Genomic DNA, 14,045 nt, shown 5'->3' with positions numbered 1-14,045 from the left:
CAAAAACCCGGTCCACGAGCCTGGGGCTCGTGTTCATGGGCACTAGAATACGTGATTGGCTGGGTTGGGGAGTGGGATCCATCCGCGGGGCAGTGTTGGTGACAATCCCTGGTGGTGGCCGTGATATTGGCTGAGGCTGGTGGAAGTCCGCTGCTCTGTGGTCGAGAAGTGTCTGGGTCGCTTGTCCAGTTTTCGTTTTACCCATGATTGAGGATTGGAAATGAGAAGGGCGCACCCCTCTTGTGGAAGATTGCCGAATGATTGCTGCGGATGGGTAAAGTGGGCAACTGCAGAGCTGCTTCCTGACCGTTCGTCAATCCCCTTGGTCGAGGTTGCCGACGGTGTCAGTTGGGGCGTGACCGCAGGTTCGATCCGTCGGGATGCCTGCCATCTGGTGATCTCCCACAGCACCTCGGCTTGACGCCGCGCTAGGGCTGTGGCCAGTCGGACGCACCCGCATGCCGAACTGAGCGTGCTGTGAAGGCTAGTTCGGGTCGGTGGATTCCTCGGGTGTTGGTGGGTTGCGGTGTGTGGGTTCGCTGCCGAGGCCGTGGTAGATGATGTCGCGGATGGTGTGGTGAGGCGGTCGAATGCTTGCGGGCGCGGGTCCCGGAGCTGATATTGGATCGCCGGCGAACGCGTGTAGGCGACGGTGACGTCGAACAGCTGCCGCGCCGGGTTGCCGACCCGGCGCAACTCACCCACGAGATCGCCGAGCGGGTAGCGCTGATGCTGCTTCAGTTGACGCACATCGGCTTTCACCGCGCCGACGAGTTCGGCAACCGTCGGGTAGGTGCCCATATCAAGGAACACCGGGAGCGTATTGGCGAAATTGCCAACGGCGGCGTTTTCGACCGAGTTGTTGCGGTTGCCGAACGGGATGCCGATGGTGATTTCTTCGGCACGAAGTACCCGAGACAGGTAGATCCCGAGCATGGCGAGAAAGTATGGGTACAGGGAGATGCCTGCGGCGCGTATACGGTTGACCAGCGCCCGGTCGAGTGTGAATGTCCTGGCAGTGGCCGACCCAACCCCATCCGTATCGTGTCGATGGCCGAATAGCGTCGGTGTGACCGAGCGTAGCCGCGGTACAACGGCATCGCGGTCGATGCGGTACTGCTCACTCGCCCGGTAGGCGCCTTCAATGGCCAGGCACTCGACGAAAGAAGCGCTCGGGAGCTCGGGCGGAGTGCCGGTCTTCGTGGTGACCGTATAGTCGGTCATGATCTGCGCGCCGAGGATGCGCAATCCGGTTGCGTCAACCGTCACGTGATGGGACGTGGTGACCAGATAGTACGACTGCGCAGCGGCTCGGATTATGGTCAGGCGGAACGGTTCCGGACCGTTGAGATCGATCGCTGAGCCGGTGAGAGCCCGAATTCGCCTGTGTGCTTCGCCTTCTGGGTCGTCACCTCCGGTGACGTCGATCAGCTGCACCGGAGGCTGCCGCTCGGGTGAAAGTTCCTGGTAAGGAATGCCGTCGACGACACCGTAACGCATGCGCACGCCGTCGTTCCGAATCAAGGTTCGCTCGACGGCCGCCATCAACTCCGCCTCGTCGACCGCGATCGTCAAATGCCATGCCGCGCAGCACAGATAGGCAGGTTGTCCGGAGTACATCTCCGCGACGGTCCAAATGTCTCGCTGGTAGGCGGTCAGTGGATAGCGGTTGGAGTTGGACATGAATTCCCCCTGGAGTGGGCGAACGACTGAAAGGGCTTGGCGCGGATCCCGTGATGACCGCGGCCGCGAACTGCGCAATCGGCGCGCCCGCACACACGCAACCCGCCCACTGCCGTGCTCAGGCGGGCGGAGGTGCTAGAAGCGTGCCCAGGACGCGGAGCTGGGCGGTGGCGCCGCCGAGACTGAACTCGGCACGTTTGGCCGCCACGAAGTAACGGTTCATCGGCCCGTCGGTGTCGATCCCGACACCGCCGTGGATATGAACGGCGGTGTGCGCCACCCGGTGCCCGGCCTCGGCGGCCCAGAACTTCGCGGTAGCGATCTCTTGCCCAGCGGGCAGGCCCGCGGCCTCCCGAGCGGCGGCCTGCCAGAGCGTCAACCGTACGGCCTCCACGTCGATGTAGGCGTCGGCCAGGCGGGTTCGCACCGCTTGGAAGGATCCGATCGGCTTGTCGAATTGCCTGCGGGTGCGGGCATACTCGGCAGTCAGCGCCAATGCCTTCTCCAATACCCCGAGCTGCCACGCGCACCACGCCAAGGTCGCGCGGCGGCGCACCCACTGGACTCCGTCCTTTCGGCTCAGCACGACGGCGGCGACATCGTCCAGCTCTAGCAACGCGGCATCGTCGGCGTCGACCAGGCGTTGCGTAGTCGTGGTGAGACCGGCTGCGGCACGATCGATCAGTACCAGGACCGGACCATCGGCTGTGGTGGCTTCGAGTAGAAAGGTGGTAGCGAAAGCACCTGCGGTGACGTTGGTTCGGCTGCCGCTGACCGTCCAACCGGCGTCGGTTTCTGTGCAGCGCAAGGGAGCTGGGCCGGTGGTGCCGTCATCAACCGAGACGGCGATGGTCGCGTCACCGCGCAGCACCGGCGCGACGTAGCGTCCGATCAGGCTGTCGTCGCCGAACTCGGCAATCGCGGAGGCGCCGACGGCGATGCTGCTCGAATACGGTGCGGGCGCGAGGGATCGGCCGATCTCGATCAGGACCGAAGCCTGCTCGAGCACGTCGAACCCGCTGCCGCCCACGGACTTCGGCAGTGCTGCGTCGAGCAGACCCGCACCGGCCAGCGTGCGCCACAGGTCCGCGTCGAAACCGGGTGCGTCGCGGAGTCCGGAAGCGGATCGTCCGCTGTTGTCGTTCTTGTCCGACCAGTCGCCGAGAATCTGCTTGGCGAGCCCGGCGAGGTCCTGCTGTGCCTCGGTGAGCTTGAAATCCATGTGATGTCCTTAACGAGTGACCGGCAGGCCGAGAGCGGTCGCGGCGATGATGTCGCGCTGAACCTCATTGGTGCCGCCGCCGAAGGTATTGATCAGCGACGCACGGTGGTACAGCTCGACGCGCCCGCGCAGCAGGGTGCCGGCCGAGTCGGATCGCACGATCGAATCGGCGCCCAGCACCTCCATCAACAGCCGGTACCCTTCGGTGGCGAATTCGGTTCCGAAGACCTTGGTCGCCGAGGCTTCGGCGGGGGCGAGTTCGCCGGTATCGGCGTCGGCGGCCATTTTCCAGCTGCGCAGCTTCTGATATTCGGTATTGGCGTGCACCCGCGCCAGGTGCATCCGTACCCACTCCTGGTCGATAACCCGTGAGCCGTCGGCGAGTTCGGTGTCCTGCGCCCACTCGTGAACCTGACGCAGCGCCTCCTGCACAGGTGCGGCGATCGAGAGTGCCACCCGTTCGTGGTTGAGCTGGTTGGTGATCAGGTTCCAGCCCTGATTGAGCCCGCCCACCATCGACGTCGCGGGAACACGGACGTCGGAGTAATAGGTGGCGCTGGTGCCCGCGCCCGCCATCGTGTGGACCTTGGTCCAGGAAAAGCCATCGGCGGTCGTCGGTACGACGAACACGCTCAGGCCCTTGTGCTTCGCGACATCGGGGTCGGTGCGCGTCGCGAGCCAGATGTAGTCGGCGTATTCGACCAGCGAGGTCCACATCTTCTGGCCGTTGATGATGTAGTCGTCGCCGTCGGCTACTGCCCGAGTCCTCAGCGAGGCGAGGTCGGTGCCGGCCTCGGGCTCGGAATACCCGATGGAGAAGTGCAATTCGCCCGCGGCGATCTTCGGCAGGAAGAAAGCCTTCTGCTCTTCGGTACCGAAACGCATGATCGTGGGGCCGACCGTGTTGACCGTCAAGAACGGTACCGGCACTCCGGCGATCGCGGCTTCCTCGGTGAAGATCATTTGGTCGATCATCGAAAGGCCTTGGCCGCCGAATTCCTTCGGCCATCCCATCACAAGGTATCCGTCGCGGCCGAGCTGGCGGACAATCTCCTTGAAGGCGTCGCCGGGGCCGTATTCGCCCTGCGGGCCGCCCGCGATCGCCTCGCGCCGCTCGTCGGTCATCAGGGTAGCGAAGTATTCTCGGAGTTCGGCCCGCAACTGTTGCTGTGCCGCAGTGAAATTGATGTCCATTGGTCCTCAGAAGTTGGCGAGGTCGTCCGCGGTGAGGACAGAGCTCAAAATGAGCGGCTCGGCGACGAGGCGCTGGGGCATCCCGGGTCCCAGCCCGATGGCCGACTCCGCGCCGAATCGGTTGACTTCGTCCAGGAGAAAGCGGACGCCGACCGGGTTGAGATAGTTGGTGAGGAAGAACTCGCGAACCTCGTCGGCGGTCTGGATGACGCCGGTCCGGTGGGGTGAGCAGAGGGTGATCTTCGGATCGTAGAAGGTCATACCGGACACGTGCTTCGCCATGAAGTCCGCCACGTGCTGCACGAGCGGGCTGTGGAAGGCACCGACGTACTCCTCGAGCATGCGGATCCGCCGCGGTTGCTCGGCAGCCAGAGCGGTCAACTCCGCTCGATATCCGGAGAGCACGATGACCCGTTTGTCGCCGCCAGGCACGACGTCGTAGTCCGCGGCCAGGTAGATCCCGGGCCGGACGGGGCCGATGTACCTCTCGATATCGTCACCCTCCGCCAGCGCGGCCACCGCCATACCCTGCGGTGGCGAGTCGGCTGGCACCTCGGGAATGAGGCGTTGGTAGTGGAGCATCTCGAACAGTTGCTGTCGATCGAGTCCGCCGGCGAGACACGCGCTCACCAAACCTCCGAGGCTGAGTCCGCCGATGGCATCCGGCCGGGTGCCGCGGTCGGCCAGCACATCGTGCATCCCGATTATCAGCGCCGCCTGGCGCACCGCACCGAAGCTCTGGACGAGCTCGCCTTCTCCGTCGAACGCGCCGACGATCAGATCGGAAGTCTCCAAGCCGGTCCGGTCCGCGGCCTGCTCGAATACCTCACGGACAGCCGGGAATCGAACGCAGAAGTCGGTGACGAATGTTTTCTCGAGCGGAATTTGCCCGCCGAGTAAGTACGCGATGGTCATGCGACGTCCCCCTTGAATGAATTAAGTCCCCGAAATGCCGACCAATGGCGAAATTCCGGAAGGTCGGCACGATCGACTCGTGTGCTGAAAGAATCCCCATCCTCTGGGCGGGACTCGCCCAGAAGGAATACGCCCGTATCACCGGAGTGGGGCACGGTCCCACGGTAGGGCATGTTCCCCCACCTCGCAACATGGCCCGGCGGCCAAAGTAGTTGCGACAGTGGGTAATAGGAGAGGCGGTGCACGGCCTCGGTGGGCGTGCCGATGGGGCGAAGATCACGGCGCCGGACGCGCCTCCCCGCTTGCGAAATCGCAGAACCTGTGTCAACGGCGCCGACTTGCGAAATGGCAAAATCTATGTCAATCGCGTCGACTTGCGAAATGGCAAAATCTATGTCAATCGCGTCGACTTGCGAAATCGCGGAAGCTGTGTCAACGCCATTGTCCCGAAATGTGATTGGTGAACCAAGCAAACGCTTGACCGCGACCGGTTGTCATGAAAGACTGCATGCGGGACATGGATGTATCACCCATTGGTCGGGTGCCATGGACTCGGGGCGGTCGGGAGAAGGTTGGGGAAATGACTTCAGATCAACAGCGCGACAATGAAGTATCCGCGAGGAACACGCTGACAGATCTCCATGGGCTCATCGGAGTTATCGAAGTCCCAGTAATGTCACTACCCGTAATTTCGACCCGCGTATATGTACTGGAAGGCGCGCAGGGGCATATTCTCATCGATGCCGGATGGGATGACGACACAGCATGGCAGGCGCTCTCCGAGGGCCTGGCCGCGCTGGGTCGGGAGGTTCGTGAGACAGAAGGCATAGTTCTGACTCACCACCATCCCGATCATTCCGGACTCGCTGGACGGGTGAAAGCCGAATCCGATGCGTGGATTGCCATGCACGAGATCGACGCCGATCTCATGGATCAGCTACGCAGCCAGGAATCAGCGGAAGCCCATTTGTCGTGGGAATTAAACAATCTCGCGGCGGCTGGGGCGCCGACGCCGGCGCTGGAGGCCTACCGGCAAGCCGGGGGAAGTTTCTCGATGGCGTACATGTCGGATGAAGTGGACCGCAGGCTCGGTGACGGTGATGTCATCACGCCTGCGGCCGGTGGTCTTACCGCCCTGTGGCTGCCGGGCCACACTGGTGGTCACATGGGTGCGATCCTCGAGCGGCAGCGGGCGGTGTTCACCGGCGACCATGTGTTGTCCAAGACCAGCCCGCATGTCGGGGAATTCGTGTTCCCGGTCGACGAGCACGATCTGCTGAACAGGTACTTGGAATCACTGGAGAAGGTGCGAACCCTGGCGGTTGAGGGTTTCTCGATCTATCCGGCCCACGAGGTCGTCGATGTCGACTGGCCTCAGAGAATAGAGGAGTTGTCCGCGCATCACCGGCGGCGGCTCGATGACGTGCGACAGGTCCTGTCCGACGGTGAGCCACGGACACTCTGGGACATCGCCCAGGAAATGAGCTGGGCCATAAAATGGGCGGATATCCCGCCGATTTCATGGCCATTGGCGCTATCGGAGTGCTCAGCACATCTCACCTACCTACTGAACCATGGCTTCGCGGAATCGCCGAAGGCGGACGAGCGGCCGATGAGGTTCGTAGCCAGGCGCTGAGCACGCTTAATATAATTATTCAATTTGGGGGGTCCGTCATGGATCAATTGGCTGTTGGGTGCCCAGTTCATCGTTTCCCACCGACGGGGCGCGATCGCTGGGCTTGGATCCGGTACTCGACGATGCGCTGAGGCAGGGTGTCCCGGTGCGACTCGACTATCCACACGGTGGGCAATGCTGGCTGGTGACAGGCTACGACGACGTCCGCACCGTCTATTCCAGCAAGAACTTCGGCCGTTCCGCAGATGCGCCACGAATCACTGCGTGCCCACTCTTTGCGGGTGGGCTCGCGACCATGGACGATTCTGTTCATCTCAAACTGCGCAGAACCGTGACCGCTGAATTGAACAAGCGAATGGGATCGATTCGGTCGAGCGCCGAATCCATTATGGCCGACCGGATGTCGGCGCTGCGAGACGGGGGCACCATCGACTATGTGGCGGAGGTGGCGAAGCCTTATTCAATTCGGGTCCTCGGTGAACTGCTGAACATTTCTGCCGATGACGACGAAAAATTGATCGAATGGGTCTGCGCCCTGCTGGCCGATGATTCGATTCCGGACGCCGCAGCACGCGCGGAGTCGGCCGGCAAGCGCTTGGGACGGCGCGTCATGGAATTGGTCACCACACGAAGTGAGAATCTCGGAGACGATGTCGTCTCGGATTTCATTCGTCATGACGCATTGAGCTATATCGATGTCGTGATGATTGTGTTCGGACTGATCATTGCGGGTTTCGAGTCCACCGCTCACATGCTGAGCAAAATGGTATTTCAACTCCTGCTCCGTCCTGACCTGTGGGCCGCTCTGCAGGAAGATCCGAGCCGTATTCCGGGGGCAGTCGAGGAACTGCTTCGAACAACTTCTCTGGGCGGCGGCGAGGCCATACCGTGGCTGACCGCGGCCCGCGTCAGCGATACTCCGGGAGTGCATGCCGCGGAGGCTGCCGCGCTGGGGATGGCACTGCTGTTTGCCGGCCACGAGACGACGGTAAACGCCATCAGCAACGGGATGTTGACGCTCCTCGACACCCCGGATCGATGGAGAAGGCTGGTCACCGAACCCGCTCTGGTGCCGAGCGCGATCGAGGAGCTGTTGCGGGTGCCGTGCCAGTCCAGCCCCGAGCTGCCCCGCTACGCGCGCACCGACATGGAAGTCGACGGCGCCACCGTGTGTCAGGGCGATCTTGTGCTCATGGATGTCAGTGCCGCAAACCTCGACCCCGAGGCGTTTCCCGAGCCGGAACGATTCGACCTGGCCCGGCGGTCGTCCGCACACCTGACGTTCGGGCACGGCCTGCGCTACTGCATCGGTGCCCCGCTAGCGCGGATCGAGCTTCAGGAAGTGTTCTCCCAGTTGATATCTCGCTTTCCCGATATGCGGCTCGCGGTTCCAGCTGCCGAATTGCGCCGCCAGGAGAACATGTTGGCCGCCGAATTGGTCGAGCTGCCCGTGACCTGGTGACCCGCCGCGCCGCACCACTTAGTACTGCTCGGAACAAAGAACAGAACAAAGAAAGGTCAATTGTGTCAACCGAACGCAACCCGTGGGCGGCGCTGGGTGCGCTGTGCGTGGGCTACTTCATGATCCTGCTGGATATGACCATCGTCGCGGTGGCGAATCCGGCGATCATGTCCGGCCTGCACACCGACTTGTCCAAGGTCATCTGGGTGACCAGCGCGTACCTGCTCACCTTCGCGGTGCCGCTGCTCATCACCGGTCGGCTCGGTGATCGGTTTGGTCCGAAATATTTGTATCTGGCGGGACTTTCGGTCTTCACGCTGGCATCGCTGTGGTGCGGCCTGGCCGGCAGCATCGATTCGCTGATCGCCGCCCGCGCGGTCCAGGGCCTCGGCGCGGCATTGATCGCGCCGCAGACGATGGCGGTGATCGGCCGAATCTTCCCGTGGGACAAGCGCGGTGCGGCCATGGGGGCGTGGGGCGGTGTCGCGGGCATCGCAGCGCTGATCGGCCCGGTCTTCGGCGGTGCGCTGGTCGACAACGGCGGTTGGCAGTGGATCTTCTACGTCAACCTGCCGATCGGAGTGATCGCGTTGGTGTTGGGCGCGCGGCTGATTCCAGTACTGCCGACCAACAAGCACCGTTTCGACATCCCGGGCATGGTGATGGTCGCGACCGGCATGACAGCGTTGGTGATCGGTATCCAGGAAGGCAACGACTATCACTGGGCAGGCTGGGTGTGGGGCCTGATTCTCGGCGGCTTGGCCGTGCTCGCGCTGTTCCTGGTGTACCAGGGCCGCAACAAGATTGAGCCGCTGATACCACTGAGCGTCTTCCGGAACCGCAACTTCTCGCTCGGAAATATCGCCACCAGCGGTCTGACCGCGGCAACCACCGCACAGATGGTGCCGTCGTTCTTCTACCTGCAGATCGTTCACGAGCTGTCCCCGACAAAGGCCGCGTTGGTCGGCTCTCCGCTGGCTCTGCTGTCCGCCTTGCTGTCTCCGGTGGTCGGCAGGCTGTCGGACAAAGTGCCGCCACGCTACCTGTTGATGTTCGGCTTTGTGATGTACGCGGCGGGGGTGTGGTGGTTCCTCTCCCTCGCGACCCCGCATGGGTCCATTCCGATGTTGGTCGTGACATCGGTCGTTTGTGGCATCGGCAGTGCTTTCATCTGGGCACCGCTGCCCGCCGCCACCATGCGGAGCCTGCCGCTGGAGCAGATGGGGGCGGCCTCGGGCATCTACGCCACCACCCGCCAGGTCGGCTCGGCACTCGGCAGTGCCGCCATTGCCTCACTGCTCGCCGCGCGCATGGCGGCACATTCGCTGCCCAGCGGTGGCTCGTCCGCGGGAGGCGGCCGTCTCCCCGACTTCGTCAAGGCGCCCTACAGCTCGGCCCTGGCCGATTCGCTCTACCTCTCGGTCGGTCTGCTGGTGGTCTGCGCCGTCGCCGCGGCGTTCTTCGTCTCCGGTGGTCAGCCCTCCGGCGTGCCGGCTCCGGTTGCGGACGAGAAAGCTGGGGTAGGCGTGGCTGACTAGTGCCTGCCTGAAAAGCGTTGCAAGTGAAGACGCAATCTTGATCATTGTGAATTGAGGCTAGGGATGAGTAAGGATTCATCGGTCGCTCAGCGACCAACGGCCCAGAATCGGCCGCCGGGACCAAGTTTGGGCACTCTATTGAAAATGGGTGTGTCCATGCGGCGGGAAACGTACGCGATCATGCCCGAAGTGGCGCGCCGCTACGGCGACGTAGTCACTTTGCCGGTACCGGGGCGTGACGCAGCACCGATGACATTGGTCAGCCACCCGGATCACATCGACCACATTCTGGTCCGGCACCATCAGCGTTACGTCAAAGGCGAGTCCTACGAGGAACTCATGGATGGTCAACCGCTGCCGTTGGCGTTCCTGGAGGGTGATGAGTGGAAGCGGGTCCGCCGACCGCTCAACCCGCACTTCTCCGGTCATGCGTTGGAGCGAGTCGCCCCCAAGCTGATCGCGGGGGTCACCGCCCGCGTCGATGCGTGGTCGAAGTACGTCGACACCGCGGAGTGGGTCGATCTCGAGCATGAACTCGGCACCGTCGTCATGGACGGGTTGATGCGTGCGGTATTCGGGGTGACCATGGCCACCGATGAATTGGACAGCTACATTCGGTCCGCACGGGACTACAGCCGCTACGCCGCCAATCGCGCGATGATGCACGATCTTCCGGCCTTCCTGCCGCGCCCTTTCCAGCGCCGGGGACAAGCCGGACTCGCCGCCGTGCACTCCGATCTCGAGCGGTATATCGCACAGCGGCGAGCAGATGGTCCCAGCGCCGAGCCGGATCTTCTGGACGCGATGTTGGAGATCAGCGCCGAGGAATGCCCACATCTGCAACACGCCAAGCTGCTCTCAGAGGTGAGTGGCATGATTTTCGCCGGATTCGAAACCACGACCGAAGCCACAGCCTGGACGCTCGCTCTGCTGCTTCGCCACCCGTCGGCGCTCGCGCGCGCGGTCGAGGAGGTCGACTCGCTGGACGGCAAGCCGATCGAATATGCAAGTGTGGAGTGTCTTTCGTATCTCAAGGCATGCTTCGATGAGGGGCAGCGCATCCAGTCCGCGATGGCCAATGTCCGCACGGCGATCGAGGACGACGAAATCGGCGGATACTTCGTTCCCAAGGGCTCGCGAGTATTGTTCTCCCCGTATGGAATCCATCGCGATCCTCGATTCTGGAACGATCCGGACAAGTTCGATCCGACCCGCTTCCTGACAGACAAGATCAACAAGAGCGCGTATCTCCCGTTCAACCTGGGTCCACGCAAATGCATCGGCTTCCGTATCGCCAATATTGAAGCCGTTGCAGCATTGGCAGCGATATTGCAACGGTACAAATTCCAACTCCGAGGGGGCTGGGAACCCCGGCATCGGATGCGCATCATCACCTCGATGGTGGATGGGCTGCCTGTGCAGATAAAGAACCGCTGATCGACGGAGTTGGTTGTAGCACAACGAGCGTGGACAACCGTCGAGGTTCCAGGTTCTCGGCGGCGGTCCTTTGCAGTCGGGTGGCGAAGGGCCGACAGAAGGCTCGCAACCCCATCCACGCGGCTGTGTGGATGGGGTCGGTAGTCGTTGTGGCATAGCTGTTTTCGGCGAGTGGGTGGGCTGGGTGCAGTTCACCCACCGCGGAAATTTCCTTACATATCATATTATCTGTTGCATTCTGTGCCGAAAACTCCAAAAGACGTAAAAGAGGTCCTCATGTACCGTCTCGAAAAGCGCCGTATCCTGGTGACCGGTGCCGGATCCGGTATCGGCCAGGCCACGGTCCTTCGCCTGCTGTCGGAGGGCGCGGTCGTCGTCGGCGCGGGCCTGAGTGCCGAAGGGCTGGCGCTGACTCGCAAGAAGGCATCCGAAGCGGGCCTCGATGCCAGATTTACCATCCTCGAGCTGAACATCGCCAGCGAGACCGAGGTCATCGCGGGGGTCGAGAGCGCGGTCGAATCCCTCGGCGGCCTAGACGCTCTCGTCAATGCCGCGGGCATGCTGCGTGCCGGCCGTACCCACGAGACGTCGCTGGATCTGTGGAACCAGATCATCAACGTAAACCTGACCGGTACGTTTCTGATGATCCGCGAGGCCCTGCCGGCCCTGCTCACCAACTCCTGCAGCACGATCGTCAATTTCAGTTCGACCTCGGCGAGCTTCGCCCACCCGTACATGGCCGCGTACTCCGCCAGCAAGGGCGGCATCCAGAGCCTCACCCACGCTCTGGCTCTCGAATACGGCAAACAGGGTCTGCGTGCGGTGAGCGTCGCGCCCGGCGGCATCAAGTCCGGCATCACCGACGCCACCCCCGGCTACCTCCCGAAGGATTCCGACTGGCGGCTTTTCGGCCGCCTGACGGCCGTTGTCCCGCAGGACAATCCGAACGAGTTGGCCGGTCCGGAGAATGTCGCCGGTGTCATCGCCATGCTGGTCTCCGATGACGGCCGCTTCATCAGTGGCACCGAAATCCGCATCGACGGTGCCGCTCACACCTGAGACCGGATCCCCCGAGTTCTGCGGGTGTCCGCGAAATCCGGCACCTGGACGGCTCGCCCAGGGGGCAACACGACTTGGGAACGGAGCCGGTCGATGTCAACTCCGGTCTATCGCTGACCCGTGGGTTCGACTTGGTCACAACAACTTGCCGCAATCTCCTGCTGCTGGTCAGGTGCGCGATTGCGGACGAGGCCCGATCGGATCGATTTGCTGACACCGAAATATGCGTGGGCGCGTAACGGCGTGGTTTTGTCCAGGAACGAGTCAACCCGGGGGTATGGGCAAGGAGCCGCGCTGCTCGATGAACAGCTGCGTTCTGAATGCCATTGCAACGCGACGGCATTCAGGCAATGTGGCGAGGTTGCCGACTTGAATCGCGTGCCCGCCACGCCGAAGGTCGGCGTGGCGCTTGGGTGCCGCCCCGGGCGGCGCGAGCATCACGTTCGAAATCACCGACACCTCAAGTTCTAGCACCCTGCCCACCAAGGTCGTCGGTAATGACCGGCAGGAAGCGTCCTTGGTTGCTCAGTGCTTGATTCGCGGCTGCTGTGGCGAGGATTTCCGGCACGTCTGCGGTCAGCAGGAAACCCGCCGCCACCGCGTTGCTGGTTGCCGCCCGAAACGCTGTTAGGTAATTGTCCGGAGCGGGACCTGGAAGTGGTCGCGTACAGCCGAACATGACCGCCGGGCCGCCTCCGTCCTGTCCGAGCCCGGACAGGACCGCCAACGGCACGTCCATCCATGGCGTGCGGACGCCGCCGAGCGCGTTGCCATGTACGTCCAGAACCAGTTTTCCGGCAGACACGCTGAGCCGATCGGCCCGCGCCGGAGCAGGTCCGCCATCGGCCCACTCCGACAGCGCCGCGATGGCTCGTTGCAGGACATAGTGATGCTGTGGCCCGGAATTGATCGGTTCGGGGAAATCGGCGCCCAGTGGATTGTGGCGCGGCGCCATTCGCTCGGCGAGTTCCGTCGCAGTCAGACTGCCCGAGTCGGTGAAGGACGCTCCTACGCTATAGGAGTCCACGTGCGCGGCGCCGGCCAATTCCCAGAGCCGGAAACAGTCGGAGTCGGACTGGCGGGCGTCGATCGAACGCATAAAGCCGACCACGTCGGTCTCGGTCTGGAGAGCGAGGACCGGCGCGGTCGAATCCACGCGCACTCGCGTACCGCCTTCCAGCGCAACGGCTCCCATACGCCCGGTCAGTGTGGCAGGGTAGCCCGGTCGCCCGTCGATGAGGTACGCATCGTAGGGCGAGCCGTGTGGCGCAATGGCATTCACATATGTCACGAGCATGGCTGCGGATTGTGACTGTCCAGCAGCGAGCAGCTGTCGGGTCCCCGGTACCAGCCTGCGGACCAGTTCTCCCGCCTGCCGGTAGATGTCATAGCAATACGCGTCACCGGGATGCGACAGATTGGCGTACCGCGCCGGAGCCGAATGCTTCAGTGACGGCCGCCGGACCGAGTCCCAGGTATCATCCTTCCCTGCCATGCCGCCACCGCCGTGAATCGGCGCGTACTGCGCGGAAACCCCAATCCAGGCGATCCGGGCGCGAATGAGATGCCGGTGTGCCAGCAGCCAGATCGGCGGCGTATCCGCGCCAGAGGAGGCATTGAGCCACTCCACGACAGCGGTTCCGTTGTAGCCCTCAACTGGGCGGTACACCACGAGCCTGGTTGTGAAGGGCTCGACCCTGTCCGGCTCCGTCGCCCACTCCCCGTCGCTAACTGCCGGGCCCGACGGGCGATAAGAGACGGCCGTGCCGGACAGGAAGTACTCCTCGGCGACGTAACCGAGTTAGAGATATTGTCAAATCCTGTGGATGAGGTTGTTTCAGGCGACTTCCGTTGCGCCTGAACGGCCTCCGTCCTTTGGGGTGATGTCGATGGGTCGTT

9 protein-coding genes and 1 pseudogene are annotated in these 14,045 nt (G+C 63.0%); 5 read left to right on the top strand and 5 right to left on the bottom strand.

The features are described from left to right. Positions 1–42 precede the first annotated feature (42 nt). The 4 genes from ACIRRA_RS40110 to ACIRRA_RS40095 all read right to left on the bottom strand — a co-directional run bounded on the left by ACIRRA_RS40110 (position 43) and on the right by ACIRRA_RS40095 (position 5,014). The gene (locus tag ACIRRA_RS40110) at positions 43–1,683 is read right to left on the bottom strand and encodes a condensation domain-containing protein (protein WP_402779654.1); all 1,641 of its coding nucleotides are present in this window, start codon (positions 1,681–1,683) and stop codon (positions 43–45) included. 118 nt (positions 1,684–1,801) lie between these two features. Continuing rightward, on the bottom strand, positions 1,802–2,905 hold the full coding sequence (locus ACIRRA_RS40105; protein ID WP_402779652.1) for an acyl-CoA dehydrogenase family protein: 1,104 nt from the start codon (positions 2,903–2,905) through the stop codon (positions 1,802–1,804). Positions 2,906–2,914: 9 nt separating this feature from the next. Further along, complete coding sequence (locus tag ACIRRA_RS40100) at positions 2,915–4,099, bottom strand: acyl-CoA dehydrogenase family protein (RefSeq protein ID WP_402779650.1); 1,185 nt, start codon at positions 4,097–4,099, stop codon at positions 2,915–2,917. Between the two features lie 6 nt (positions 4,100–4,105). Continuing rightward, positions 4,106–5,014: a hypothetical protein gene (locus ACIRRA_RS40095; RefSeq protein WP_402779648.1), complete on the bottom strand. Its 909-nt coding sequence runs from the start codon at positions 5,012–5,014 to the stop codon at positions 4,106–4,108. A 580-nt stretch (positions 5,015–5,594) separates the two neighbouring features. On the opposite strand from ACIRRA_RS40095, the gene ACIRRA_RS40090 reads away from it, so the two are divergent. From ACIRRA_RS40090 to ACIRRA_RS40070, 5 genes are all read left to right on the top strand, one after another. Beyond that, positions 5,595–6,650 carry an MBL fold metallo-hydrolase gene (locus ACIRRA_RS40090; protein WP_402779646.1) on the top strand — a complete coding sequence of 352 codons (1,056 nt, stop codon included), beginning with the start codon at positions 5,595–5,597 and terminating at the stop codon, positions 6,648–6,650. A gap of 145 nt (positions 6,651–6,795) precedes the next feature. Beyond that, on the top strand, positions 6,796–8,112 hold the full coding sequence (locus tag ACIRRA_RS40085) for a cytochrome P450 (protein WP_402779644.1): 1,317 nt from the start codon (positions 6,796–6,798) through the stop codon (positions 8,110–8,112). Between the two features lie 62 nt (positions 8,113–8,174). Continuing rightward, complete coding sequence (locus ACIRRA_RS40080; RefSeq protein WP_402779716.1) at positions 8,175–9,650, top strand: MFS transporter; 1,476 nt, start codon at positions 8,175–8,177, stop codon at positions 9,648–9,650. Between the two features lie 63 nt (positions 9,651–9,713). Continuing rightward, positions 9,714–11,087, top strand: coding sequence for a cytochrome P450 (locus ACIRRA_RS40075; protein ID WP_402779642.1), 1,374 nt, complete (start codon positions 9,714–9,716; stop codon positions 11,085–11,087). 276 nt (positions 11,088–11,363) lie between these two features. Further along, positions 11,364–12,146: an SDR family NAD(P)-dependent oxidoreductase gene (locus ACIRRA_RS40070; RefSeq protein ID WP_402779640.1), complete on the top strand. Its 783-nt coding sequence runs from the start codon at positions 11,364–11,366 to the stop codon at positions 12,144–12,146. Between the two features lie 460 nt (positions 12,147–12,606). Here ACIRRA_RS40070 and ACIRRA_RS40065 read toward each other — a convergent pair. Beyond that, a pseudogene (locus ACIRRA_RS40065) lies at positions 12,607–13,932 on the bottom strand (alpha/beta hydrolase domain-containing protein); the annotation flags it as partial. Between the last annotated feature and the right edge of the window lie 113 nt (positions 13,933–14,045).

It is taken from the genome of Nocardia sp. NPDC101769 (assembly GCF_044766925.1).
Classification (GTDB): domain Bacteria; phylum Actinomycetota; class Actinomycetes; order Mycobacteriales; family Mycobacteriaceae; genus Nocardia.
The sequence above is the reverse complement of the archived record's forward strand: the minus strand, read 5'-3'. Positions and strand labels throughout refer to the sequence as shown.

What these genes read in the sequence shown, in the direction of transcription:
- ACIRRA_RS40110 (WP_402779654.1), bottom strand. Translation starts at nt 1,683, where the DNA reads ATGTCCAACTCCAACCGCTATCCACTGACCGCCTACCAGCGAGACATT.
- ACIRRA_RS40105 (WP_402779652.1), bottom strand. Translation starts at nt 2,905, where the DNA reads ATGGATTTCAAGCTCACCGAGGCACAGCAGGACCTCGCCGGGCTCGCC.
- ACIRRA_RS40100 (WP_402779650.1), bottom strand. Translation starts at nt 4,099, where the DNA reads ATGGACATCAATTTCACTGCGGCACAGCAACAGTTGCGGGCCGAACTC.
- ACIRRA_RS40095 (WP_402779648.1), bottom strand. Translation starts at nt 5,014, where the DNA reads ATGACCATCGCGTACTTACTCGGCGGGCAAATTCCGCTCGAGAAAACA.
- ACIRRA_RS40090 (WP_402779646.1), top strand. Translation starts at nt 5,595, where the DNA reads ATGACTTCAGATCAACAGCGCGACAATGAAGTATCCGCGAGGAACACG.
- ACIRRA_RS40075 (WP_402779642.1), top strand. Translation starts at nt 9,714, where the DNA reads ATGAGTAAGGATTCATCGGTCGCTCAGCGACCAACGGCCCAGAATCGG.
- ACIRRA_RS40070 (WP_402779640.1), top strand. Translation starts at nt 11,364, where the DNA reads ATGTACCGTCTCGAAAAGCGCCGTATCCTGGTGACCGGTGCCGGATCC.